Annotated in this window: 20 protein-coding genes and 1 pseudogene; 8 read left to right on the top strand and 13 right to left on the bottom strand. The window is 48.5% G+C overall.

Features of this window, described 5'->3' with window-relative positions; all coding sequences use genetic code 11:
• Nucleotides 1-43 precede the first annotated feature (43 nt).
• Complete coding sequence (gene kbl, locus ACYVF1_RS27360) at nt 44-1,252, bottom strand: glycine C-acetyltransferase (RefSeq protein WP_461084982.1); 1,209 nt, start codon at nt 1,250-1,252, stop codon at nt 44-46.
• Nucleotides 1,253-1,256: 4 nt separating this feature from the next.
• Nucleotides 1,257-2,219, bottom strand: a complete 963-nt coding sequence (locus ACYVF1_RS27355) for an NAD-dependent epimerase/dehydratase family protein (protein ID WP_461084980.1) — start codon at nt 2,217-2,219, stop codon at nt 1,257-1,259.
• Nucleotides 2,220-2,430: 211 nt separating this feature from the next.
• On the opposite strand from ACYVF1_RS27355, the gene ACYVF1_RS27350 reads away from it, so the two are divergent.
• Nucleotides 2,431-2,895, top strand: coding sequence for an Lrp/AsnC family transcriptional regulator (locus tag ACYVF1_RS27350; protein WP_461084978.1), 465 nt, complete (start codon nt 2,431-2,433; stop codon nt 2,893-2,895).
• A gap of 96 nt (nt 2,896-2,991) precedes the next feature.
• Here ACYVF1_RS27350 and ACYVF1_RS27345 read toward each other — a convergent pair whose 3' ends face one another.
• The 3 genes from ACYVF1_RS27345 to ACYVF1_RS27335 form a co-directional block, all read right to left on the bottom strand.
• Nucleotides 2,992-5,463 carry a hypothetical protein gene (locus ACYVF1_RS27345; RefSeq protein WP_461084976.1) on the bottom strand — a complete coding sequence of 824 codons (2,472 nt, stop codon included), beginning with the start codon at nt 5,461-5,463 and terminating at the stop codon, nt 2,992-2,994.
• Nucleotides 5,464-5,560: 97 nt separating this feature from the next.
• Nucleotides 5,561-7,240, bottom strand: coding sequence for a RagB/SusD family nutrient uptake outer membrane protein (locus ACYVF1_RS27340; protein WP_461084974.1), 1,680 nt, complete (start codon nt 7,238-7,240; stop codon nt 5,561-5,563).
• Nucleotides 7,241-7,278: 38 nt separating this feature from the next.
• Nucleotides 7,279-10,338, bottom strand: a complete 3,060-nt coding sequence (locus tag ACYVF1_RS27335; protein ID WP_461084972.1) for a SusC/RagA family TonB-linked outer membrane protein — start codon at nt 10,336-10,338, stop codon at nt 7,279-7,281.
• 175 nt (nt 10,339-10,513) lie between these two features.
• Here ACYVF1_RS27335 and ACYVF1_RS27330 point away from each other — a divergent pair, with 175 nt between their 5' ends.
• Both ACYVF1_RS27330 and ACYVF1_RS27325 read left to right on the top strand, forming a co-directional pair.
• Nucleotides 10,514-11,842, top strand: a complete 1,329-nt coding sequence (locus ACYVF1_RS27330; protein WP_461084970.1) for a hypothetical protein — start codon at nt 10,514-10,516, stop codon at nt 11,840-11,842.
• Between the two features lie 7 nt (nt 11,843-11,849).
• Nucleotides 11,850-12,191, top strand: a complete 342-nt coding sequence (locus ACYVF1_RS27325) for a hypothetical protein (RefSeq protein ID WP_461084968.1) — start codon at nt 11,850-11,852, stop codon at nt 12,189-12,191.
• A gap of 218 nt (nt 12,192-12,409) precedes the next feature.
• Here the strand turns inward: ACYVF1_RS27325 and ACYVF1_RS27320 are convergent, their stop codons facing one another.
• From ACYVF1_RS27320 to ACYVF1_RS27295, 6 genes are all read right to left on the bottom strand, one after another.
• Nucleotides 12,410-13,324, bottom strand: a complete 915-nt coding sequence (locus ACYVF1_RS27320) for a sugar phosphate isomerase/epimerase family protein (protein ID WP_461084966.1) — start codon at nt 13,322-13,324, stop codon at nt 12,410-12,412.
• Nucleotides 13,325-13,363: 39 nt separating this feature from the next.
• Nucleotides 13,364-14,131 (bottom strand): deoxyribose-phosphate aldolase, encoded by a 768-nt coding sequence (gene deoC / locus ACYVF1_RS27315; RefSeq protein ID WP_461084964.1) that lies wholly within the window; start codon nt 14,129-14,131, stop codon nt 13,364-13,366.
• Nucleotides 14,132-14,208: 77 nt separating this feature from the next.
• Entirely contained in the window at nt 14,209-15,171 is a 963-nt protein-coding gene (locus ACYVF1_RS27310; protein WP_461084962.1) for a Kelch repeat-containing protein, read from the bottom strand.
• 174 nt (nt 15,172-15,345) lie between these two features.
• Nucleotides 15,346-16,068 carry a DsbA family oxidoreductase gene (locus tag ACYVF1_RS27305; RefSeq protein WP_461084960.1) on the bottom strand — a complete coding sequence of 241 codons (723 nt, stop codon included), beginning with the start codon at nt 16,066-16,068 and terminating at the stop codon, nt 15,346-15,348.
• Between the two features lie 201 nt (nt 16,069-16,269).
• Nucleotides 16,270-16,632 (bottom strand): hypothetical protein, encoded by a 363-nt coding sequence (locus ACYVF1_RS27300; RefSeq protein WP_461084958.1) that lies wholly within the window; start codon nt 16,630-16,632, stop codon nt 16,270-16,272.
• 139 nt (nt 16,633-16,771) lie between these two features.
• A complete protein-coding gene (locus ACYVF1_RS27295) occupies nt 16,772-17,236 on the bottom strand; it encodes an Lrp/AsnC family transcriptional regulator (protein WP_461084956.1) in 465 nt (154 codons plus the stop codon).
• 175 nt (nt 17,237-17,411) lie between these two features.
• Here ACYVF1_RS27295 and ald point away from each other — a divergent pair, with 175 nt between their 5' ends.
• The 5 genes and pseudogenes from ald (at nt 17,412) to ACYVF1_RS27270 (ending at nt 23,162) form a co-directional block, all read left to right on the top strand.
• On the top strand, nt 17,412-18,545 hold the full coding sequence (ald, locus tag ACYVF1_RS27290) for an alanine dehydrogenase (protein WP_461084954.1): 1,134 nt from the start codon (nt 17,412-17,414) through the stop codon (nt 18,543-18,545).
• A 133-nt stretch (nt 18,546-18,678) separates the two neighbouring features.
• Nucleotides 18,679-19,257 carry a phosphatase PAP2 family protein gene (locus ACYVF1_RS27285; protein ID WP_461084952.1) on the top strand — a complete coding sequence of 193 codons (579 nt, stop codon included), beginning with the start codon at nt 18,679-18,681 and terminating at the stop codon, nt 19,255-19,257.
• A 71-nt stretch (nt 19,258-19,328) separates the two neighbouring features.
• Nucleotides 19,329-20,270, top strand: coding sequence for a ribose-phosphate pyrophosphokinase (locus ACYVF1_RS27280; RefSeq protein ID WP_461084950.1), 942 nt, complete (start codon nt 19,329-19,331; stop codon nt 20,268-20,270).
• 91 nt (nt 20,271-20,361) lie between these two features.
• Nucleotides 20,362-20,931: a 50S ribosomal protein L25/general stress protein Ctc gene (locus ACYVF1_RS27275; protein WP_461084948.1), complete on the top strand. Its 570-nt coding sequence runs from the start codon at nt 20,362-20,364 to the stop codon at nt 20,929-20,931.
• A 207-nt stretch (nt 20,932-21,138) separates the two neighbouring features.
• Nucleotides 21,139-23,162 (top strand): annotated as a pseudogene (locus tag ACYVF1_RS27270) (glycoside hydrolase family 3 protein).
• 156 nt (nt 23,163-23,318) lie between these two features.
• Here ACYVF1_RS27270 and ACYVF1_RS27265 read toward each other — a convergent pair.
• Complete coding sequence (locus ACYVF1_RS27265) at nt 23,319-23,759, bottom strand: hypothetical protein (RefSeq protein ID WP_461084946.1); 441 nt, start codon at nt 23,757-23,759, stop codon at nt 23,319-23,321.
• A gap of 240 nt (nt 23,760-23,999) precedes the next feature.
• Nucleotides 24,000-24,560, bottom strand: coding sequence for an aminoacyl-tRNA hydrolase (gene pth / locus ACYVF1_RS27260; protein ID WP_461084944.1), 561 nt, complete (start codon nt 24,558-24,560; stop codon nt 24,000-24,002).
• Nucleotides 24,561-24,598: the final 38 nt, after the last annotated feature.

The following is a 24,598-nucleotide window of genomic DNA, read 5'->3' as shown; positions in this document are numbered from 1 at the left end:
TCGCTAGCGCGACTCCGACAGCCAGAGGCAGTCGGAGCCTATTCTATTTCACCAACTCAGTCGCTGAAATCACGCCTAGCTCCTGCCCTACTTTCGTGAAAGCAGCAACGGCTTTTTCCAGATGTTCAGGCTCATGTCCTGCCGAAATCTGCACCCGGATTCGGGCTTTGCCGTTCGGTACAACCGGGTAGAAGAAACCGATTACGTAAATGCCTTCTTCCAGCAATCGGGCGGCAAATTTCTGCGCCAGCGGAGCATCGTACAGCATGATGGGCACAATCGGGTGTTCGCCGGGAAGAATGTCGAAACCGGCCGAAGTCATGGCTTCGCGGAAGTATTTCGTATTCGACTCCAACTTATCACGTAGCGCGGTCGAGCCTTGCAACATGTCGAGCACTTTCAGCGATGCACCCACAATCGTCGGGGCTAATGTATTGGAAAACAGATACGGGCGCGACCGCTGACGTAGCAATTCGACAATTTCCTTACGGGCCGCCGTAAAACCACCCGACGCACCGCCAAGTGCTTTACCATACGTACCGGTGATGATGTCGATACGTCCCAGTACGTTCCGGAATTCGGGTGTACCGCGACCGGTTTTGCCCATAAATCCGCTCGCGTGGCATTCATCGACCATCGTCATGGCTCCGTATTGATCGGCCAGATCACATATTTTGTCCAATTGGGCAATCGTACCGTCCATCGAGAATACACCATCCGTCACCACCAGAATACGACGCGAACCCGAAGCAGCTTTTAACTGCGCTTCCAGATCGGCCATGTCGTTGTGCTTGTACCGGAATCGTTTGGCTTTGCACAACCGTATGCCGTCGATGATCGACGCGTGGTTTAGTTCGTCCGAAATAATGGCGTCCTGTTCTCCCAGTAACGGTTCAAAAACACCGCCGTTGGCATCGAAAGCAGCTGCGTAGAGAATGCAATCTTCGGCGCCGACGAACTCAGCCGTTCTCTTTTCCAGCTCTTTATGAATATCCTGCGTACCGCAGATGAAACGCACCGACGACATGCCAAAACCGTGCGTATCCAACGTATCGTGAGCAGCCTGTACCACGTCGGGATGCGACGATAAACCGAGGTAATTGTTGGCACAAAAATTCAAAACTTCACGCCCGCCGTGAATGGCAATTACCGACGATTGGGGCGATACAATGATACGTTCGGACTTATACAGACCGGCTTCTTTGATGCCGTCCAGCTCCTGCTGAAGTTGTTCTTTGATCGTTCCGTACATAAGATTAATGTGTTGCGACAAGCGGCTGATACACCGGTGTCAGATGAGTAATCATTTCCTCCGTCATGCGGGGCAGATCGAAGGCGGGTTTCCAGCCCCAGTCCTGCTCGGCCACCGAATCGTCGATGGTTTTGGGCCACGAATCGGCAATGGCCTGACGGAAATCGGGTTTGTAATACGTAACGAAATCCGGGAAAAATTTCTGAATCTCAGCCGTTAACTGAGCAGGCGTAAAACTCACACCAGCCAGATTATACGAGGTACGTATCGAAATGTTGGCTTCGGGCGCATCCATCAATTCCAACGTAGCACGTAACGCATCGTCCATGTAGATCATGGGCAGCAACGTATCTTCCGACAAAAAACACTCAAAATTGTGGCCCTGAACGGCTTCGTGGAAAATAGCTACAGCGTAATCCGTAGTGCCGCCACCGGGCATCGACTGGTAGCTGATCACACCCGGATAACGTAGCGAGCGAACGTCGAGGCCGTAGCGTTTGTGGTAATACATCGACCAGTTTTCGGTAGCTACTTTGCTGATTCCATAAACGGTGGCCGGGTCCAGAAAAGCCATTTGCGGGGTGTCGTATTTAGGCGCATGTTCACCAAAAGCCGCAATCGAACTCGGAATGAAGACTTTTTTAACCTTGTTCAGCCGGGAAACTTCCAGTACGTTGAGCACGGTCTGCATATTCAGATTCCATGCCCAAAGCGGATCGCTTTCGCCCTTTGCTGACAACACAGCCGCCAGATGGTAAATCTGCGTAACACGGTACCGACGTACAACCTCGGTTAGGGCATCGGGTTTGGTAGCGTCGAGCAGTTCGAAAATTCCCTGCTCGGTTTGTGGTTTGCGAAGGTCGGCCGCAATGACGTGATTCTCGCCAAATTGGGTTTGAAGCAGCGGAATCAGTGCCGTACCAATCTGCCCGTTTGCCCCGATAACTAATATGCTTTCTCGTTTCATAGCCAATGAATTGAAACTTTGGAAACGTTATTAAAAGCTAAACAATTTTTATTGATGAAGTGTAATCTTATTACGGCACAAAGTTATATTTACCGATAATTCACGGATTAAAATCAAAAAAATTAGAAAATATTATTGCTTATTCTAACATTTACCAAGAAAATCACTGCATAGGTTTGTTACCTTATTTATTTATAGAAAATTTTTCGGCATGGAACAGCTAGATGATATTGATAAGAAACTTCTCAGGCTATTGCAGAAGGATGCAAAGCTGACCACAAAAGAACTGGCCGCCCATCTCGGACTAACGTTATCGCCTGTTTACGAACGTATTAAACGGCTGGAAGGACTGGGTTTCATTAAACAATACGTAGCTGTTCTGGACAAAGGGTTGCTGGGGCAGCCTATCACTACGTTCTGTCAGGTGTCGATGCGCTATCACGACCAGGGCTTTATCAATAATTTTGAACAGGAAGTGCAGAAGCTGGAGGAAGTACAGGAATGCTACCACATGGCTGGCCAAGTCGATTTTCTACTCAAAATTCATGTGGGAAGCCTGACCGAATACCATGACTTCGTGAAAAACAAACTCTCTCAGATTGAGAACATTGGGGTGTTAAACAGCACGTTCGTGCTGAAGGAAATCAAGCATAATTTGGGGTATCATATACCGTAGAGTTATAGGGTTATACGGTTGTAAAATAGGCTAATAATTAAACACTATGAAAGCGTCAGCCGACTTTACAACCGTATAACCCTATAACCCTACAACTTATTTATACTCCAGCAACGTAGTAGCTTCGCAGGTTTTATCCGTTTTAAACCGAACCCACCGAGCCTGAAAATCTTTGGGGAAGACAAAATCAACCGCTTGTCCAGCCGGAACCGAAATCGTTTTATAACTCATCCAGACGCCCGTTCCAACCGGATCGGCCTCGATGGTGAACGTAACGGGCGCGTTGGCTTTGTGCGTGAGTTTCAGGCTACGCTGATCATAGAAACCAATTAAATACGGGTCCGATGCTTCATTGGCATTTACCGACGTAGCGTTCCACGGACCACCGTGACCTGTTGGTTTACCGAGCTTCCAGAGGTCATCAATGGCACCGGCCCAGATGGCTGCTTTTTTATCGTCCGACACGATAATGTGCTCATTTTTAGCCGCTACGCTCAGATCGACACCCGTCATAACCAGCAGGCCACGATACGAAGCGTAGTCATTGATACGTAGGTTGTGCGACGCAACCGGCCGGATTTTGGCGTAACCATCCGCGTTTTCGGCGGGCAATTCATAGAACGTACCGTGACAGTTCAGTAAATCCCGTTCTGTAGCCACTTCCCGACAGATACGTAGTGCCGCCTGATTGGTGAGGTCTGTAAATGAGTTGTTTCCTAACGGCAATCGCCAGCGACGCCCCTTGTCATCGACAATCAATACGCTCGATTTATCAATCGTTACTACGTTTTGCGGAATGGCAAATTTGCTTTTGATAAACGACTGATCTTCCGGGCTTTCTTTGCGAATCAGTTGCATATCGCCACTCAATTCGTAATACCCGACATCAGTCGATTTTCCGCCCTGATACGTTTGTGCAGCCAATGCCAGCGCCCGCCGATTTTTGCCAAGCCCATACATTAGTCCACCCGTTGTGCTGGCCGATGCTACGTTACTCAGGCCGCTAAATATAGAATTGGTCGACGTGCTACGTGTGTCATTAGCCGAATAAGTGAACTGCGCAGATAAATTAGCCGCCTTGTCCGATTTTACGCGAATCCATTCGCCAGAAGTATTGGACGGAAAGGCTACGTAGGCCGAGTTGTTAGCGCCAATAGTTGTCTTCTGTAATGCAGTCCAGTCGCCTTTGCCGGTTTTGTCAATTTCGAACGTAACCGCTACGTCGTTGTTACTATTGTTCTGCACCCATGCCGACCTGTTGGTCCAGCCAGCAAATAGAAAGGGCTCCGATGGCTCGTTTGCTTTCACGGATTCTTTCAGCCAGACGGCACCTTCTGCCGTATTTGGCCCCAGCTGATCAGGCGTATTTAAGGGTGTGAACCATAAATTAGAATTCGATTGACCCGGCCCTTCAATGTTGCCTTTTGTTTTCCGTTTGTTTAGAAATTCCTTCTGCGCTGAATCGTCGCAGCCAAAAACAAGTTGGTTGTTCCAGCGTGTGAAATCACCGATCACTTTTAGATACGATGTTCGGGGACGAATCCCTGCCGTATTGGAAGCCGTGAACGTACCGGGAAACGTCCAGAACATGCCGTGCATCGTCATCAGATAATCAGGCTGTTGCGTAGTACCAACGTCCCGAATTCTTGGCCATTCGGTATTCCATCCGTGGGCGCCATCGTAACTATGACTCGCTTTGGGAAGCCGGAAAAATTTCCAGCCGGTTGCTTTGTCGCGAACGCCCAATAGTACCGATTTATGGTCCCAGCCGGTTGCCCAGATGGGGTCAGTTTCGGGGTTTTTATTCCCGTAAATACCGCCGGGACCAGTCACCTCCACAAACTGATTTCGACGTACCACTTTCCAGTCTTTCCCATTCCACTCCGACAACGAACCAGCGTCAATATCAAACTGTACCAGCGCTTTTTGCCCCGGTTCGCCATTGTTCGAATACACCATCACCCCCTGACTCGAATACACGCCTTTGCCATGTGCGCCGGGTAGTAATGAGTTTTGGTGATTGTTCGATACGTCATCCTCTTTTTTATGCTGAACATTTCCATCCTCGTATAACATCGTCGGGGTCAGACTATTTACGTCGACTTCGTAAAAACCTTCTTCCATCGTACCGTAATAGATTTTCCCTTTGGGATCGGTCAGGTGGCGGGCGTTTCCCGTATGTCGACCCGGCATCATTTTATACGGAATAGTCCGGACAGACGCATCAGCCGAGATGGCGTATGGGCCAATAAACAGCTGATTACTTTCGGAGTGAATCATTCGGTTGGCGGGCGTTCCACCGATGCTTTCGCTACGTACAATCTGCTTTAAATCGGGCGAGATTTCGTATAGTTTATCCGATGAACCAAACGGCAAATGCGGGCCATACGTAACAACCCAAAGCTTGCCGGCCCACGGAACGACCGCGCCCGTGCCACATTCGCCTTCGTTATTATACATGGCCAACTGCGGGTAAATACCGCTAAACGATGGCGTCTTTTTCGATTGGGCCTGAACACAACCCAGCAACCAGCCAAGCAGTGCGGCCGAGAGAATATATTTTTTCATTTGATAATCAGGAATGTATGTATGATGTAGTAGGTATGATGTATGGTGTATGATATAGTTCTCAACAATATATCATACACCATACATCATACATATTTTAGTAGCCCGGGTTTTGCGTAATGTTCGAATTGACGCGTCGTTCGACGGCGGGAATTGGCCACAGATACTGGCGACTTTTATCGAATTTACGATCAATCAGGCTTTTAACGTCAGTACCAAAACCCGAATAATCTGCAATGCCATCGTCGTCAATGGGCGTTACGCCGGGGAAAGGCCATTTGGCCCGATTCTGTGCAGCGGGGTCTGGTAAACCAATTACCGGTTTCACCAGAATTTTCTCGGCCAGTTTCCAACGTATCAGATCCATGTACCGTAGTCCCTCCCGCACAAACTCAACCCGCCGTTCGCGCCGGATAATCAGACGAAGCTCAGTCAAATTGGTCGACGTAACGGCTGGATACGCTGTAGTTTGTCCAACCGCCACCCCATAAGCCCGCGCCCGAACCTGATTAATAGCATTTAAGACACTGGCATCAATTTCACCCAGTTCAATTTTAGCTTCAGCGTAGGTCAACAATATTTCTGCATATCGAATAATGATAGCGTCGTTATCCTCCACTAACCGGTCCGCCCATGTTTGGTCTATGCCTTTTTTCCAGATAAATCCCGTATAGCTGGCAAACGCAGCCACCGCACGGCTGTCTTTATTCGATACACGCCGGTTTTCTTTCGAACTGAAAATTGTCAGCGAGTCGGGATGGGGCGTGTAATTATAGCCAAGCCATTGGGTGTTGAACTCCACCACCGTAGCCGTGAGCCGGGGATCTCGGTTTTTGAAGGGATTTTTCGGGTCATACAAAGGCGATTCATCGATGGGTTTGCCATCTATGCACTCAAACGCATCGACAATATCGCGGGTTGGCAATTGTGCCCCAAAGCCGCCCGCATTTCGGGTAATGTTATCCTGAACATAAGCCGCGGCACCGAATACCTGTAGCTTTTCATCGCGGGGAATGCTGATTATCAGCTCGCGACTAATTTCGCCTGCTTTCAGAAATAATGGCGCAAAGCTGCTGTTCAGACTATAGCCCGATGCTCCCAACTGCATGATGGCGTTGGCGGCCTCTTTGGCAACGGACCACTTGCCCATGTATAAGGCAGTACGTGCTTTGATGGCTAATGCAGCGCCTTTTGTCAAACGTTTTACGTCGGCGGCCGCATACGATACGGGTAGATTCGTGGCGGCAAAATCCAGCTCTTTGAACACGAAATCCAGAATCTGGTCTTTGCTCGTACGAGCGATTCCATACGAGTCTTCCAGCAGAATCGGTTCCGTCAAAAACGGTACGTCGCCAAAATGAGTAATTAATCGCGAATATTGATACGCTCGAATCAGCCGCATTTCAGCCTCCAGACGTAGCAGAACATTAGCGGACGTATTGGCAGCGGCCTTGTCTTTGTTCGCCAGAAACGAATTCGCGCGGGCAATAGCTTTATACGAATTGAGCCAGAACGTCTGCACATTGCTATCGTCGGCGTTCATCGTTCCGCCAATCACAGCGTTGGTAAGTTGCCCCCGGTGCCATTCGTTATCGCTGAATAATTCGTTGTCGTTGCCCCAGAAAGCCAGTCGATATAAGTCATTTACAGCCAGTTCCAATTCCGTCTGATTAGAATAGAACGTACCGGTCGACGCTTCGGAAGGCGGGTTCAGGTCAAGAGATTGGCAGGCCGATACCCCCATCGACACCGCCAGTATATAAACCAGTTTTTTCATAAGTGATAAGTTCGCAGTAAGTGATACGTAGCGGTTCATTAGAATTTTATGGTAGCCCCGGCCAGCAGGGTCGTCACAATCGGATAAGCATAGTTACCCGACTCAGGATCAAGGTAGTTCGGGAATTTGCTCACCGAAAACAGATCGTTGGCCGATACGTAGAAACGTAGCGTTTGCACACCGGCCCGTTTCATCAGATCGTTCTTCAGCGTATAGCCGAACGTAATGTTTTTAGTCCGGAAATAAGATCCATTAAACAACCAGAAGTCCGATAGTGCGTAGTTCGACGCATTGGACGTGCGCGAGAGCCGCGGATACGTAGCAAGCCGGTTTTGTTCGGCGTTGTTATTCAAGCTCCAGAACTTGCCAACCATGTCGGCAGGCATATTTCCAAAAGCTTCCGCAAACGGCTGATTGACTTCGCTCGGCAACCGCGACAGGCGTTTTCCGACACCCTGAAATGCTACCGAAAAATCGAAACCCTGATAATCGAGCCGGATGTTTCCGCCATAGAGGTAGCGGGGCAGCGAACCACCGAGCAAGACTTTATCGTCGGTCGTAATCTTGCCATCTTTATTCGTGTCGACGTAGCGCACATCGCCGGGTTTAGTCGAAGCGGTCAGCACCGGAGCGCCGGAAAGTTCGTCCTGCGTCTGGAAAAGCCCCGTTGATCGGTAGCCAAACCATTCGTTGTATTCACTACCGTTTCGCGTGACCATATCCCCCAGAAACTCAGTCCCTTTCAAATTGCCGACAGTTGACCGCGAATCCGACAGGTTGGCCGATACCGTATAGTTCAGCTTGCCAATCCGGTCGCGCCAGCCTAGCTCCAGCTCCCAGCCCCGTACGTTCATGACACCCGCGTTCTGGTTGGGTTTATCGTAGCCGATGTAAAGCGGAATATCGAGCGGCAACAGGATATCGCGCGTTTGTTTCTGGTAATAGTCGGCGGCAACCGTCAGGCGATTGTTCAGAAAAGCCGCATCCAGTCCCACGTCCGTTGTCTGACTCGTTTCCCACGAGATATTTTCCACCGCGTACACCTGCTGACCAGCTCCGGTCAGGGGTACTACGCTGCCGTTCTGGTAAAACAGCGCCTGCGAGAAATCGACGGTCGCCTGATACGGATAGTAGGCGGGATTGTTATTCCGATCCAGCAACCGTTCGTTACCCGCTTCGCCCCAAGAACCCCTGATTTTCAGGAACGAAAGCCAGTTGTTATTCTTCAGGAAACTTTCTTCCGATAACGTCCAGCCGACCGACACTGAAGGAAATACGGCCTGCCGATACTGCGACGCAAAGCGTGAGGAACGGTCGGCACGCAGATTACCCTGAAGAAAATATTTGTCTTTGTAATTGTACTGCAACCGACCAAAGAACGAGTGTAGACCAGACGCATTGGCGTTCCCTGAATTGTCCCGTAATTCGGTCGAACCGGCATCCAGATAGGGGAAACCAGTTAGCGCAAAACCACCCCGAGAGGCCGAAAGCGACTCCTGCGAACGATAGTTTTCTTCAAAACCAACCAGTACGTCAACCGTATGCCCGCCCTTGATTTCTTTGGCGTAATTGGCCAGCAATTGACCGTTCATGGTTAGCCCTTCTGATCGCCCTTCCGTCAACGTAGTACGCGCCTGATTGACCACCGTACTTAACGTACCGTTCGGGTTGGTGTATCGAATCTGCTTACTAAAATATTTATTCTTGTCGAAGTCGAAAATGGGGGCTACCAGGGCCGTAAGTGTCAGTCCGACAATGGGTTTGTACGTAAACATCATCCGGCCGCCGATCTGATTGGAGCGCGTTTGCGTAAAGCCGCCATCCCGAATTTGCGCCAACGGATTACGCCCATCCTTACCCAACGCCAGCCGCCCATCCGAATACACATCGTCGTAAATCGGCGGCATCACCCGCGCTTCGTAGATGGGATTGAACGTATTGTTGGGCAGTTCATTCGCGTTGCCATCGTTGTTGGTACGTTTGTAGAAAACATCAAGGTTAACATTCACCTTGTCATTAACCTGCAAATCGTTGTTGACGCGAAACAGGTAACGTTCGTAAGAGCGATTATCGTAGAAAGCACCCGCTTTGGAATAGCCCAGCGATGCTTTTGTCTTGATTTTACCCGTTCCCATCGTGAACACCAGATCGTGCCGAATGCGAGGAGCTGTGCTACGTGTCAGGATTGATTTTTGCCAGTCGGTATTCGGAAAGCGGTCGGGACTGACCCGGTTGCTGTCGAGGTACGACGTAATAAGTGCCTGTGCATACGGTCCGGTACTGGCGCCGTCGTTAGTCGATTGTTCGTTGAAGTAGCGCATGTAATCCTGCACACCAACATAGCTGGGCAGAGCGGTAGGACGTTGTACCCCATATTCGTAGTTGTATTCCAGACTGCTCTGACCGCTTTTCGCCCGTTTTGTGGTTACCAGGATAACCCCCGCAGCGCCCCTTGAGCCGTAGATAGCAGCCGATGATGCGTCTTTCAACACCGTGATATTCTCTACGTCGTTCGGGTTTACGTTGTCAATACTGTTCACAGGTACGCCATCCACAATCACCAGCGGGCTGTTGGTTCCGATGGTCGTAATTCCCCGAATCAGAATGCTGGAACCCGAACCCGGCGCGCCACTGCTACGTGTCACCGACACCCCGGCTATACTTCCCTGCAAGGCTTCGGAAACCTGAATCGTCTGGCGGCCAGCAACCTCCTGAGAGCCAATGGTAGAGATAGCTCCGGTCAGGTCTTTTTTCTTCTGCGAACCATAGCCTACCACCACGACTTCGTCCAGCGAATTATCGTTGGGCTTCAGGCTCACGTTGAGAATTGCCTGATCCGTTACGTTCACCTCCTGGCTCTGATAACCCACGAACGAAAACGTTACGTTAATCGGCCCTTGGTCTGGGATACTAAGTTTATACTGCCCGTTAGCATCGGTAACCGTACCGCGCTGGCTACCTTTCACCACAATGCTGACGCCGGGTAGTTCTTTAGCCGTCTCGTCGGTAACTTTACCCGTAATCTGTCGCGTCTGCGCCAGCAGGGGGATCAGGCCGACCCAGAAAAGCGCACAGATTAGTACAAGTTTGTGTCGCATATTTTATCGATATTTAGTGTTTTATGGCTCCCTTAACGGAAGTATGATTATTGAAAATTTGGAGATGACAAATTTAAAATTGGATTATACCCTGTTGAGACGGGTAATCCTGACCATTTGTCTAGCCAAAATTTTGGACAAGCAAAAACGCTGAAGAACAGACACTTACAACATAATGATTGCAGAGAATGGACAAGGCAAAGCGGACTTTTACGAGTACCTCGACCGCTGTTGCCAGTTAATCAGCGAGACGTATGGTAAGCCCAATCGGGCTGAATGGACCAACAGCGACTACGTCCGGCTGAGTAATATCCTATTCCGAGCAACCAAAGTGCAGGTTAGCCCCAATACGTTGAAGCGTATTTTTGGCAAAATCAAGACCGACTCGCGTTATTACCCTCAGAAAGCGACCCGCGATGCACTGGCCAGCTACGTCGGCTATTCAGGATGGGATCATTACGTTCAGGTGCAGGAATTAGCCGGAAAATCGGTAGCGCGAATTCCCAAAACTCCAGTTGAAATTTCGGTTCCGGTACTTCCGGCAATCTCTCCCAGCCCACCTGCCCGGAGCCGAAAATGGTTGGGGCCTGTTTTGATTGCCGTCATATTGCTCGCGATACTGGGAATTGTGTTGACCATGCAGCAAAGAGAAGCGGACGTATCGGCGCAACTCATTTGCCGAAATCCATTAGGTGAAAATCCTCATTCGGCAGTTTTTGAATTGCGACGACCAGCTACAGATGAATCAGCAACGTACTGGGTTCGTTTTGGCGACGGAAAGCGTCGGAAGTTAGACGTAGCAGATAGTGTCTATACGCATTATTACGAGCGTCCCGGCCGTTATTTCGCCGTCCTGGAACGTAACGGGAAGCTTATGGATACAGCAACCATTTATTTACAGACAAAAGGCTGGACGGTGACCGCCAACATGATGCATGACACGAGTCGAGTGTATCCTATTGAGGTTAAAAATCTGTTTATCAATAAGCAACGTAGCGTTAGTGCGAAGGAAGCGGCTCACGCTGGAGTCGATACCAACCGGACGTTTTTCATGGAGTTCATCAACAGCCAGCCGACAGGTATCGACGGTGATAATTTCGAGTTGATAACTCATGTCAAAACCTCTCCTGACCGCGCCGGGGTTCGCTGCTCGCAGGTAGGTATTACGGTCTGGGGTGAGTCGTCGCAGCACATGTTTGATGTTATGAAACCGGGCTGCGTCCATTGGATCGATCTGCAAACTTCCGACGTATCCAAGCGAGGACGCCACGATGATTTGAGTTTCCTGGGAGCTGATTTACGGGATGGCGGAACGCTACGTCTGGAAGCGGCAAATAAAAAAGCCCGGATTTTTATCAACAATCGGAAAGTGTACGAAACGAACTACAATAAATCGTTACGGCGTGTCTACGGCGTCCGGATTCAGTTTGCGGGCATTGGAACTGTGGATTCGTTTTCACTACGCGATTTGAAGACGCAAGAAGTGTTTCCTGGAAATTTTTGAGACCCGTATGGCACTACCTGAATCATCCTGTCAATGCCACAAGCCGCCAATTCTCTACAGCGATTACACCACTACGTTCGTAGGCGTCGACGAAACCAACGGACGATTCGCCGACGTAGCAGTAGAAATCTGTCGGCATTGCGGCACGGCCTGGATAACGTATCAAATCGAGTCGGAAGCGTTCGAACGGTCGGGAAAATGGTTTAGAGGAGTTCTAGAACCCAAGGACTTGAAAATTCGTCCAGAGGACGTAGTGACTTATCTGGGACAGCTAGACTGGTACATCTACGGCGGCTCCTATTGGAATTCGTCGGGGACGTATGGACAAGGCAAAGTATGGGTCGATTGAACGGAGTAGAAATCATAAGTCTTCGATACGTACCCGCTCGCTTTGACGAGGCACAAAAGGCATGGGCTCGATCCAAAAACCGGGTAGTTCGTCATAGCCCGAATCAGCCGTGATACGTTCCGAAAAAACCCGAATCCGCGTTCATATCATGGTTATAAAGTTGTAAGGTTACAGGGTTCGAAAGCTAATCAACTCTACAACCTTACAACCCTATAACTTTACAACACAAGGAATTGGCTCAGGTAATTTCGGGCGGTTAGAATAGCCGTTTGAACGTCTTCTGGGCTTCCTTCGAAGGCTTTGTCTTCTACTTCGATGCAGACGGGACCACGGTAACGAACATCGGTCAGGGCAGCGAAGAAATCACGCCAGCGAACGTCGCCTAATCCGGGCAGTTTGGGCGAGTGATACTCAAGCGGGTTTGCCATAGTACCGACGCGGTTGAGCTTTTCGCGGTACAGCTTAACGTCCTTTAAATGAATATGATGCAGTCGGTCACGGTACTGGTAAATAGGCTGAATTTCATCCATCATTTGCCAGATCAGGTGACTGGGATCGTAGTTAAGACCCAGTGCGCGCGACGGGATAATTTCGAACATTTTATCCCAGATGGCAGGCGTTGTCGCCAGGTTTTTACCACCCGGCCATTCATCGTCGGTGAACCACATTGGGCAGTTTTCGATGCCGATTTTCACGTTACACTCTTCCGCAACTTTCACGATAGCTGGCCAGTGTTCGGCGTAAAGCTTCAGATTATCAGTGATATTTAACGCAGGATTCCGTCCAATGAACGTATTAACGACCGGAATACCGAGTTTGGCAGCCGCCCGAATTACCTTCTTAATGTGTTCGCGGTAAAACTCCGCCTGTTCAGGGTTAGGATCGAGCGGATTGGGATAATAACCTAAACCCGAAATACTGACATGATGCAGGCGAGTTAAGGTATGAATCTGGTCGATCGGAAGATTATCGACGTCGATGTGCGTAACACCAGCGTAGCGTCGAGCGTCGGCTTTGCCATTAGGCCAGCACATGATTTCAACGCATTTGAATTTATTTTCCGACGCAAACGTCAGAACACCATTCAAGTCATAATCGGCCAGAATTGCCGACACAAAGCCAAGGTTTAGCATAGTTCAGGAGAGTTCAACAGTGCAAAGATATACTGACAACTAGTATCCGTTGGTTTCGGAAATGGGTTCAATAGGGGTATCAGCAGCAACACCACCAAATCGACGATACGCTTCTTCCATAATGGCTTTCGTAGCGGAAGTTCCTACCCGTAATACGCCCATCGCTTTTACTTTCTGCAACTCATCGAGCGTACGAACACCACCAGACGCTTTCACGCGCACATCCGGACCAACGTGATCGAGCATGAGCCGCAAATCGTGTTCGGTAGCTCCCTCATAGCTGTATTTACCATCGCTATTTTTCACAAATCCGAACCCAGTCGAGGTTTTAACAAACTCCGCTCCCACTTCGGTGCAAATTTCACAAAGCTTGATTTTGTAGATATCGTCGGGCAGAAAATCATTCTCGAAAATCACTTTCAGGATGGCGCCATTCGGCCTACAAGCGTCATGAACCGCCTGAATTTCAGCCCGCACAAACGTCCAGTCTTCAGCCAAAACCTTACCAATATTCACAACCATATCGATTTCAACAGCTCCATCCTGGCAGGCCTGCACCGTTTCGGCCACTTTGATAGCGGTTGCGTTACTACCATGTGGAAAGCCAATTACTGTACCTACTAATACGTCCGACCCCGCCAGCAATTCGGTCGCCATTGGAACCGCGTATGGTTTGATGCAAACCGATGCTACGTCGTATTTCAGCGCCAGTTCGCAACCTTCACGCAATTCAGCGTCAGTTAGGGTTGGATGCAAAAGGGCATGGTCAATCAGTTTGGCAATCTCGCGGATCAACGTAGCGGCCATAGGGAGTTGTAACGTTTTAGGGTTGTAAAGTTAGGCTCGATAGTCCAACAACTCTGCAATTTTATAACCTTACAACGTCACTTCATCACTTCAACTGTATTCAGTTCAGGCCCTCCACCGTGGTTAGCGGAACCAGCTACGATGTAGATTTTATTGTCGTAGACGACCGCCTGCGTACCATGGCGGCCTTCCAGCATTCTCGGTCCCGACGTCCAGCGGTTGGTTTTGGGGTCGAGCGCTTCGGCTTCGTTATGAGCTTTTAGTTGAACGGTTTCTCCGCCAATAATCCATACTTTTCCGCCCTGCGTAACGGCAGTTGCCCCTGCTCGTTGCGTCGGAATGTTGGACGTAGCGGGTAACGTAGTCCATTTGCCCGTTTTAAAATCATACACGTCAACTTCGGCGATGGTCGTTTCCAGCACTTTGTTGATACGTGCCGTCGAATTACGTCCACCCGCCAGATACAATTTATCGTCAACGATGGCTGCGGTGATGTGATCGCGGGTGCGGGGGGCGTCGGGCAGGCGTTTCCACGTATTGGTTTTTGGGTCATATTCATCGAGCCACGCTACGTGTCCATCATAGTGTCCGTCGGTGATGCCGCAGGCCACGTAAATTTTATCCTTATATACTACGACACCTGCCGACCCGCGGAGCCGCTCTTTTGGAATTTCTGGCCCCTTACGCCACTGACCTTGCTTTGGATTATAGATGTAAATATTCGGGATGGGCGTTTCGTGCGGATATTTTCCCTCAAATGCACACATTACGTACAACTCGCCATTGTAGGTTATTGCCTGAAAGTGATTCATTTCGACAGGCGGAGTCGGTAAAACCTGCCAGACAAGCGTTTTCAGGTTGAGGGCTTCCAGCGGTTTCATACCGCGTCCGCCAACAGCGTACAGACTGTCGCCTATCAACGTAGCAGCATTTTCGTGACGTGTTGAGCAGGTATTTTGGGGCGTAACAGCCTGCCAGGTTTGCGCCTGTACACCCAGGCTAACAGCGATACTCAGACAAAAAAAGGAAGTGAATTTCATGGATGTATAAGACCGAATTTGAACGTACTGTAAACCTGAATCTTCAGCGATATTACTCTATTTCTTTGCCAATTTTCATATTCATTTCTCGCTCATCTGGTTAGAATCGCAAATTAACGTAACAAAAAAGGGCCAGCCAACGTATCGACTGACCCTTTTTGGTATAGGATTCTTTTACTTTTTATCAGGTATTACGCACCCCTCTTCTGGTGTGCAAACGCCTTCGTCTGTATCGTTTTGAACGAGGGGTGGATTCTGTTGCTCCCACTCTGCCCAGGCTGTTTCGAGAGCCCCCTGAAACGTTTCCGGAGCCTGAGCGCCCGAAACGGCGTAGCGCCGGTTTATGACAAAAAACGGAACGCCCCGAACCCCAAGTTGCTGTGCTTCATAAAGATCATGACGTACTGCGTCCGTATAATCGTCCGAAACCAGCATCGCTTCAATTTCCGACGTAGCAAGGCCAATCTCACTCCCTAATTCAACCAACGTAGCGTGGTCGGCGGTGTTTTTGCCTTCGGTGAAATAGGCCCGAAACAGACGTTCTTCGGCGGCATCGCCCAAACCGTGCTTTTTCGCCAGTTGAATAAACCGGTGCGCATCCCATGAATTGGCCACAATAGCCTGATCGAAATGGTAATCGAGCCCCACTTCGCGCGCCATATCGGTTACGCGGTCATTCATTTGCTCGGCTTGTTCCAGACTCCAGCCTTTAATATCGGCCAGATACTGATTGACGTTTCTCGTTGGATCAGTTTTCATACCCGGATTCAGCTGAAAACTTTTCCAGGTGACTGTTACGTCCTCATTGTGTGCAAATTGCGCTAATCCAGCTTCAAATTTCCGTTTCCCAATATAGCAAAACGGGCACATGACGTCACTCCATATTTCGACTTCCATAATACTATCCAATCGTAGTTCATGTTGTGAACACCAATTAGGATAAATTCATTTTCATTGTGGCACGCACAGTAACAAAAACGCTTCGGCAAAGTGGCTTAAGGCCAATCCTGCCGAAGCGTTTGCCACATAAGGCCCCGACAGGCTCCGGCTGTCGGTTGTATTTGCTGACGCAATTCCGACAGCCGGAGCCTTAAAATGTTAGCTGACCAAAAAATTTAGTGCCTGCTTCAGTGTGCGTTCGTTATGCGTTTCGGGGTCAGTATAAGATCGTTCGCCCACATTTATCATCAGGTTTTTGCCGATGAGTTGTTTCGTATCCAGATCCTTTCCTTCTGCTACCGGAATATCGGCCATTTCGAACAAGTTGACAATAGCCGACATTCCGGCTTGAGACTGATAAAAGCGTTGGGAAATGTACCCCTCATCGTTCTCAAACCGAACGGCGAAAAATGGAATACCCTTATTCTCACTTGTTCCTTCGTCGATGTGCGTAATTGTTACGTGTTGCGGCCCGTCGGGTAATAGCGTTTTATCCTGTCCTTTCTCTACTGCAATTTTCATAACATGGAGCTTTATATTTTACTTATATCATAAAACCTCACTTAGTGATAATTGTTTAAAAGAATTTTGAGGATAAAGGGCTAAATGACTACCACTAATCCGTATAACCAGTCGTTTTATATAATATCTATATTATGATTTACAGCACAGGAATTACCGTCGAATTTTTCACTTCGGCCATCACAAAGAAACTATTGATGTGCATAGCGCCGGGCAACACCGATAGTTGATCCTGATAAAACCGATTGTACGTTTCCATGTCGGGGCTGACCACTTTCAGCAGATAATCGAACGTACCAGACACCCGATTGCATTCGAGTACTTCAGGCAGGTAACGTACCGCTTCATCGAACGTAGTGAACGTATCACGGGTTTGCCGATCCAGTGTTACCTGACAGTAAACCATGAGTTTAAGGCCAATCTTTTTTCGGTTCACAATAGTAACGTAGCGCTCCACTATGCCCTCGCGTTCGAGCCGTTTGATACGTTCGTGTACGGGAGTTTTCGATAAATTAATTTGTTTGCCAATCTCGTGAATGGTCAGTTGCGCATTCTCCTGGAGTGCATTCAAAATTTTACGGTCGGTACTATCAACAAATTCCATAACAGAATTTTTTACAGCCTTATGTTTTCAAAAGGAATTCAAAACAGGATATTTTCCGTTCAAATAGGCCAATTTTATCCAAATTTCCTAAAAAAAGAGAGTCTGTTAGAAAACAATTTCCTTACCCATAGCTTTGTAGTATTGATGGCGTAATCATCCAACGCATCTATAGGATATGGTTATTGGTGTTCCCAAAGAGATTAAAAACAATGAAAACCGCGTTGCCCTGACACCCGCTGGTGTTACGGAACTTCGTAAGCATGGCCACACGGTATACGTGCAGGTGAATGCTGGCGAAGGTAGTGGCTTTGAAGATGAGGAATACATCAATGCCGGTGCGGTTATGCTGCCTACCATCGAGGAGGTATATGGCATTGCCGAGATGATTATGAAGGTCAAGGAGCCAATCACTCCTGAATATGATCTGATTAAAGAAAACCAATTGCTGTTTACCTATTTCCACTTTGCGTCGTCGGAAGAACTGACACACGCCATGGTGGAGAAAGGTGCTGTTTGCCTGGCCTATGAAACCGTTGAACGTCCTGACCGCAGTTTACCGCTGCTGGTTCCGATGTCGGAAGTAGCAGGCCGGATGGCGGTTCAGGAAGGAGCTAAATACCTCGAAAAACCACTGAAAGGTCGGGGGATTCTGCTAGGGGGTGTGCCAGGTGTAAAACCCGCCAACGTACTGATTTTAGGCGGAGGAATTGTGGGTACGCAAGCCGCGAAAATGGCAGCTGGCCTGGGCGCACACGTAACGATTATGGACGTGAGCCTCGCCCGGCTACGATACCTGTCTGATATTATGCCACCGAACGTGCAGACGATGATGTCGAACGAATATAACATTCGGGAGATGATTAAAGTCTGTGACCTGATTATCGGGGCCGTACTGATTCCGGGTACCAAAGCGCCACACCTCATCACGCGTGAAATGCTGAAAATGATGCGGGCTGGTACGGTGCTGGTAGACGTAGCAGTAGATCAGGGCGGTTGCATTGAAACCTGCCATCCGACAACCCACGAAAATCCGACTTATATCATCGACGACGTAGTGCACTACTGCGTAGCGAATATGCCAGGTGCTGTGCCTTACACGAGTACGGTGGCTCTGACTAATGCTACGTTGCCGTACGCGTTACAGCTGGCCAACAAAGGCTGGCAGCAGGCCTGCCGCGACAACGTCGACCTGAAACTGGGCCTGAACGTAGTGGAAGGAAAAGTAGTCTACAAAGGAGTTGCCGACGCTTTCGGGTTGCCCTTAACTGATGTAAGTGAAGTGCTTACGCGGGAAGAAGTAACCGAATAAAAATATTACTTATTCATCGACAGACGGGCCGCGCTTGAAAGAGTGCGGCTTTTTTTATGGACTTTACCTATGATTTTAAACCACCGGGCTGTTGGGTAGTTTAACTTTGCTCCGACGTATTCAGGTATAAACCGTGATTCAAAGTCTTAATCAACTCGATACCAATCTATTTTTGTGGCTCAACGGCCTTTACACACCCTGGCTCGATCCGATCATGCTCTGGGTTACGGAACGTAACAGTTGGATTCCGTTCTACGTCCTGCTGGTTGGCTGGCTCATTTTCCGGTATCGCAAACGGGCCATCGGTTTTTTATTGACCATCGTCGCATCCGTAGCCCTGGGCGATCAACTTTGTTCATCGATACTGAAACCCCTCACTCACCGGCTTCGCCCCTGCCACGAATTTTCGCTGCAAAAACTAATCCACCCGGTTGCCGAGTGTGGCGGACAATATGGATTTGCATCAGCGCACGCAGCCACTACGTTTGCCTTGGCGGCTAGTTTATGGTTTTTGTTTCGAAAACATCATCCCTGGCTCCGGCTGGTCTTTTTATGGGCAGCAATTGTGTCCTACAGCCGTATCTACGTAGCAGCCCACTATCCGCTCGACGTACTGGCGGGTACGGGCATCGGCGTGCTTTCGGCACTCCTTTGCACTACCATTTACCGGTGGTTTAACGAACGTTCGGGCGCTTCTCGCTACGTTGCCTAAAGAAACTTGAAACACTTACTGCGTTTGGCCTATTTTTTCCGTACCTTTGCGGGAAATTTGTCCGGCACCTCATGGCTTCGTTTAATCCGGTTAAGATTTTTTCGGGTAGTCAGTCCATTTATCTGGCCGAAAAAATTGCGCACTATTACGGCAAAGACTTAGGCGGTTATACCTGTCGTCGTTTCAGCGATGGCGAAATGTCGCCTAGCTTTGAAGAATCGGTACGCGGCTGTGACGTGTTTCTGATTCAGTCGACGCCCCCGCCTGCCGATAATTTACTGGAATTGCTGCTAATGGTTGATGCGGCCCGGCGTGCTTCGGCTCACTACGTAACAGTGGTGATTCCGTATTTCGGCTACGCTCGTCAGGATCGGAAAGATAAACCCAGGGTATCAATTGCGGCCAAGCTGATCGCCAATATGCTTGAAGCATCGGGCGCCGATCGACTCATGACGATTGATTTACACGCTGGTCAGATTCAGGGCTTTTTCGATTTCCCGGTCGACCATCTGGAAGGAACGTCGGTATTTGTGCCCTACATTAAAAGCCTGAATCTGGAAAATCTGGTGATTGCTTCGCCCGACGTGGGAGGTGCTAACCGCGCTCGTACGTTTGCCAAGCATTTCAACGCCGACATCGTTCTGTGCGACAAACATCGGAAGCGGGCCAACGAAATTGCGTCGATGCAGGTTATTGGCGACGTAGAAGGAGCCAACGTAGTACTGGTTGATGACTTAATTGACACCGGCGGCACGATGGCCAAAGCGGCTCAGATTATCCTGGAAAAGGGCGCTCAATCGGTACGGGCCGTGTGTACGCACCCGGTCATGTCGGGGAAAGCGCACGAAAACATTGCGAATTCGGTACTCGAAGAATTGGTTGTTGCCGATACGTTACCGATGAGGCAAGCGAACAGTAAAATTAGGGTGTTGTCTGTGGCTGAATTATTTGCCAAAGCCATTGGCCGCATCCGCGATCATGAATCTATTAGTTCATTGTTTATAAGAAATTAAAGAGCGAAGAGGTGAATGAGTGAAATAGCGTTTTTATTACGTTTATCACTCCTTCGCTCATTCATTCTTTCACGTTTAAATTTTTACACAAATGAAAAAAATCGAGATTGTAGGGTATGAAAGAGCGAATCTCGGCCGCGCGGAATCACAGGCGATTCGGGCCGAGGGTAATGTTCCGTGTGTGTTGTATGGTGGTGATGAGCAAGTTCACTTCTATGCTCCTGCCATTCTTTTCCGCGAATTAATTTATTCGCCAAATATATACGAAGTAGCCTTGAACATTGAAGGCGCTGAGTACCGGGCTATTCTTCAGGAAGCTCAGTTTCACCCAGTTAGCGACGTGCTGCTCCACGCCGATTTCCTGTTGGTTAACGACAAAAAGCAGGTTAAAATAGCAGTTCCGGTTCGGCTGGTAGGCTCGGCTCCGGGCGTACAAAAGGGTGGTAAACTGGTAACGCGCGTTCGTAAATTGCGCGTGAAAGGTTCTATCGACAATATTCCTGACTTTATTGATGTCGACGTATCATCCCTTGACTTAGGCAAGTCAGTTCGGGTTGGTCAGATTCCGGTTCAAAACATCGAAATGCTGGAGCAGGCATCTAACCCAGTTGCCAGCATCGAAATTCCACGGGCACTACGTGGTCAGGTTTCGGCCAAGTAATATTGAGTACACTAATAGATGTAAAAAATCCGACCATGTTGATGGTCGGATTTTTTATTTTAGGCTTAGCCCGGTGCTACGTGCGGACACGGTTTTTTATCCAGTATGATAAACGTGAAGGTTACTTTCTTCTAAATCGACCAGAGCGTTAGGCTCAATATACCTGATCTGATAAATCGTACTTACCTAAAAAAACGGAATACGTCAATGCGTGTGTCAATCAAAATACATGTTTTTTTCTTGTGTTGGATCGTAGCAACGAGTTCAGCGCTGGCTCAGAAACAGCCCGATTTGGGCGTCCGCTCGGTAAAAACATTAACCCAAAATGGATTAACGTTTAAAGATCTCAACAAAAATGGCAAATTAGATCGTTACGAGGATTGGCGTTTGCCCACCGAGACGCGTGTACAGGATTTGCTTTCGCAAATGACGCTTGACGAAAAAGTGGGATTCATGCTCATCAGCACCACCCGAATGGAGGGCGACCAGGCCTTCCAGCCCAATGCGCCAAGAATCGAAATTACGAGCGGATTTAACGAAGAAGACTTGGTTCAGGCTAACAATATTTTCACCCGAAAACCGCTCATGGTTCCGATCATGTCGGCGGCTGGCACCACAAAAGGCGTAAATCAGTATCACTTACGTCACTTCATTTTGCGGGCCAATCCACCGGCACGCGTCATTGCCGAATGGGCTAACAATCTTCAGGAACTTTGCGAAAAATCGCGCCTGGGCATACCAGCCATTGTAGCCTCAAACCCACGAAACCATGTAACTCTTGATGCTGCGGTTGGGCTAAGTGTAGGCACAACAACCTTTTCTAAATGGCCTGGCGAGTTAGGTCTGGCGGCCATGCGCGACTATAAGCTCGTACATGAGTTTGCCGACATTGCCCGTCAGGAGTGGAACGCAGTAGGCCTGCGAAAGGCATATATGTACATGGCCGACCTGGCAACCGAACCGCGCTGGCAACGTATTGAAGGTACATTTGGCGAAGATGCCGACGTAGCATCCAGCATGGTACGTGAAATTATTCTGGGGTTCCAGGGTAAACAGTTGAGCGGTACGTCGGTAGCCATGACCACCAAGCATTTTCCGGGTGGCGGACCGCAGGAGAACGGCCTGGACTCTCATTTCGATTGGGGTAAATGGGCTCATTACCCTGGCGGAATGTTTGAGTACCATTTGAAGCCGTTCAAAGCTGCTATCGAAGCCGGTACGTCTGCCATTATGCCTTACTATTCCAGCCCGAAAGGAAAAGAGTTTGAAGAAGTCGGCTTTTCATACAATAAAGCTATTATCCAGGATTTGCTACGAAAAAAACTTGGCTTCAAAGGCATCATTAACTCCGATACGGGGCCGATTGAAATGATGCCGTGGGGCGTTGAAAACCTCACGCTGCACCAACGTTACCAGAAAGCGCTATCGGCAGGAGTAGACCTTTTTTCCGGGACCGCTGATCCTACCATTTTGCTCGAAACGGTAAAACAGGGGTTGGTAAACGAAGCTCGTATCAATGAGTCAATAGAGCGTCTATTGAAGAGAAATTTGCCTTAGGTTTATTCGAAAATCCATATGTAGATGTTCAAAAGGCACAACAATTGGTTGGAAATGCTCAGTTTCAGCAGAAAGCGGACTTAGCTCATCGAAAGTCGATTGTACTTCTACGTAATGCAGCTAAACAACTTCCGCTACGTCCTAAAACCAAAGTATATTTTGAAACCTATTACGATAATGGTCGGGGCGCTAGTCCGATTACGCTTCACAAACCGGCGCAATCGGCTGGTCCGTTTAATTTTGTGTCAACCAAAGAGGAAGCGGATGTTATTTTGCTATGGCTAATTCCCAGTACAGGCGGTTTATTTGGATCGGCGGCAAAACCTGTTGAGCTGAACCTGTCTAAAAATAAAATTGACGTAGTACACGTCAACGAATTAATCAAAAGTAAACCCACTATTCTGGCAATCAATTTTTCAAATCCGTGGGTTTTGGATGAACTGGATCAGGCTGCGGCCAAAACAATGCTTGCTACGTTCGGAACAACTCCCGAAGCCTTGCTGGACGTAGTAAGTGGCGCTTATAATCCGACGGGAAAGTTACCATTTACCATTCCGGTTTCTCAACAGGCAGTAGTTGACAATAAATCGGATGTGCCAGGTTTTCAGGAAGGGAAAGGATACGCTCTTTTTAATTTCAACCACGGTTTGCGTTTTGAAACTACGGGTCGGTAAGAACTCTACAGCTATCTGTCCTAAAAAAAGATAAGGTTCCCCGATGCGGGGAACCTTATACTGACTATTCCTAAACCCTTAACCTTTTCTACATGAAAAACTAACTTTTACTCGTTTCTGTTCCAAATACCGGAGTAAAACGGTATTTATTTTAAATTACTGAATATCAAGCGTTTCGTTCATCGAACTATCCACATTCCAGATGTAATTAATCATCCGGGCGGTGTGATTCACCTGATTCATCCAGCGACTGGCAGCAGCATCTTTCTGGTTTGCCAGTTTATTCGTTACCTGAGTTACAGCTTCGTTGAACTTGGTCCGGTCGGCAGCGCTGAAGTTCAGCAGGCTAGCCGGATGTTGGTTATACAACGAGACTACGCTCATAAAGTTTTGCCAGTTGGTAGTGAGCGCAAACTTGGCAATGTTTTGTTCAACATAGGCAGTCAACTGCTTTTGTGAACCATTAACAAGCAGGGCACTTGCCGGCTTGTTGGCTGCCGGGCTATCATCAGTGTTGGTGGTGGTAGCCGCGTCTGCCTGAGAAATCGTCAATCCTAATCCGAGTATCAACGATGCAAAGATAACACGCGTTTTCATTGTTTTGTTCTATTTTGTTCTTATTATTGAACGCACAAATGTCTATAGAAATTCATAAACTGCAAAATGTCTATAGCCTCCGTTTCAGAATATTATTCCGAATATAGTGCTGCTTTAAGGCTCAAAATCAGCTCAAAACAAAAGCTTTCTACGCAAAACAAAATATTATTTTACTCATATGCCTGTTAGTATACAAAAAATATGGCTTAAAATAATTCAAAAGTTCTTTAAAAAGTTATATCATTGGTTGTAATTGTTCATGGCCGCCTGTATTCCCAAAGTACAAAAAGTGAGCACGGCGCTTCCTGCCCGATCCAAATAGTCGGGCAATTGGATCAACTCATCCTCTGGAAACTGTCCCAGCACGAAATCAACCTGCCGACCTTTTGAGAAATTACTCCCAATACCGACTCGCAACCGGGCGTATTCTTGTGTTCCCAAAACCTCATCAATATTCCGTAATCCGTTATGCCCCCCCGGTGACCCTTTTGGTTTTAAGCGAAGTTTACCAAACGGCAAATCTTTATCGTCCGTCACCACTAGCACATTTTCAACAGGAATATTTTCCTGCTTCAGGTAATAGTGCAACGCCCGACCACTCAGATTCATGTAGGTAGTGGGTTTTACGAAAAACAGTTGCTTACCCTTGTATTGCCATTTCGCGGTATACGCCAGCCGGGTCATCGAGAAATCAAATCCATGCTGAGCCGCCAGCCGATCCAGCACCATAAAGCCAGCGTTGTGGCGGGTTAATGCATATTCAGGGCCGATATTGCCCAGCCCGACAATCAAAAATTTCATTAATACGTTCGGAGTTATAGAGTTGTAAAGTTATGGAG

The sequence above is a fragment of the Spirosoma flavus genome (assembly GCF_054778555.1).
The sequence above is the reverse complement of the archived record's forward strand: the minus strand, read 5'-3'. Positions and strand labels throughout refer to the sequence as shown.

Excerpts from the sequence above, each read along its gene's own strand:
- kbl (WP_461084982.1), bottom strand. The coding sequence starts at position 1,252 with ATGTACGGAACGATCAAAGAACAACTTCAGCAGGAGCTGGACGGCATC.
- ACYVF1_RS27355 (WP_461084980.1), bottom strand. The coding sequence starts at position 2,219 with ATGAAACGAGAAAGCATATTAGTTATCGGGGCAAACGGGCAGATTGGT.
- ACYVF1_RS27350 (WP_461084978.1), top strand. The coding sequence starts at position 2,431 with ATGGAACAGCTAGATGATATTGATAAGAAACTTCTCAGGCTATTGCAG.
- ACYVF1_RS27345 (WP_461084976.1), bottom strand. The coding sequence starts at position 5,463 with ATGAAAAAATATATTCTCTCGGCCGCACTGCTTGGCTGGTTGCTGGGT.
- ACYVF1_RS27340 (WP_461084974.1), bottom strand. The coding sequence starts at position 7,240 with ATGAAAAAACTGGTTTATATACTGGCGGTGTCGATGGGGGTATCGGCC.
- ACYVF1_RS27335 (WP_461084972.1), bottom strand. The coding sequence starts at position 10,338 with ATGCGACACAAACTTGTACTAATCTGTGCGCTTTTCTGGGTCGGCCTG.
- ACYVF1_RS27330 (WP_461084970.1), top strand. The coding sequence starts at position 10,514 with ATGATTGCAGAGAATGGACAAGGCAAAGCGGACTTTTACGAGTACCTC.
- ACYVF1_RS27325 (WP_461084968.1), top strand. The coding sequence starts at position 11,850 with ATGGCACTACCTGAATCATCCTGTCAATGCCACAAGCCGCCAATTCTC.
- ACYVF1_RS27320 (WP_461084966.1), bottom strand. The coding sequence starts at position 13,324 with ATGCTAAACCTTGGCTTTGTGTCGGCAATTCTGGCCGATTATGACTTG.
- deoC (WP_461084964.1), bottom strand. The coding sequence starts at position 14,131 with ATGGCCGCTACGTTGATCCGCGAGATTGCCAAACTGATTGACCATGCC.
- ACYVF1_RS27310 (WP_461084962.1), bottom strand. The coding sequence starts at position 15,171 with ATGAAATTCACTTCCTTTTTTTGTCTGAGTATCGCTGTTAGCCTGGGT.
- ACYVF1_RS27305 (WP_461084960.1), bottom strand. The coding sequence starts at position 16,068 with ATGGAAGTCGAAATATGGAGTGACGTCATGTGCCCGTTTTGCTATATT.
- ACYVF1_RS27300 (WP_461084958.1), bottom strand. The coding sequence starts at position 16,632 with ATGAAAATTGCAGTAGAGAAAGGACAGGATAAAACGCTATTACCCGAC.
- ACYVF1_RS27295 (WP_461084956.1), bottom strand. The coding sequence starts at position 17,236 with ATGGAATTTGTTGATAGTACCGACCGTAAAATTTTGAATGCACTCCAG.
- ald (WP_461084954.1), top strand. The coding sequence starts at position 17,412 with ATGGTTATTGGTGTTCCCAAAGAGATTAAAAACAATGAAAACCGCGTT.
- ACYVF1_RS27280 (WP_461084950.1), top strand. The coding sequence starts at position 19,329 with ATGGCTTCGTTTAATCCGGTTAAGATTTTTTCGGGTAGTCAGTCCATT.
- ACYVF1_RS27275 (WP_461084948.1), top strand. The coding sequence starts at position 20,362 with ATGAAAAAAATCGAGATTGTAGGGTATGAAAGAGCGAATCTCGGCCGC.
- ACYVF1_RS27265 (WP_461084946.1), bottom strand. The coding sequence starts at position 23,759 with ATGAAAACGCGTGTTATCTTTGCATCGTTGATACTCGGATTAGGATTG.
- pth (WP_461084944.1), bottom strand. The coding sequence starts at position 24,560 with ATGAAATTTTTGATTGTCGGGCTGGGCAATATCGGCCCTGAATATGCA.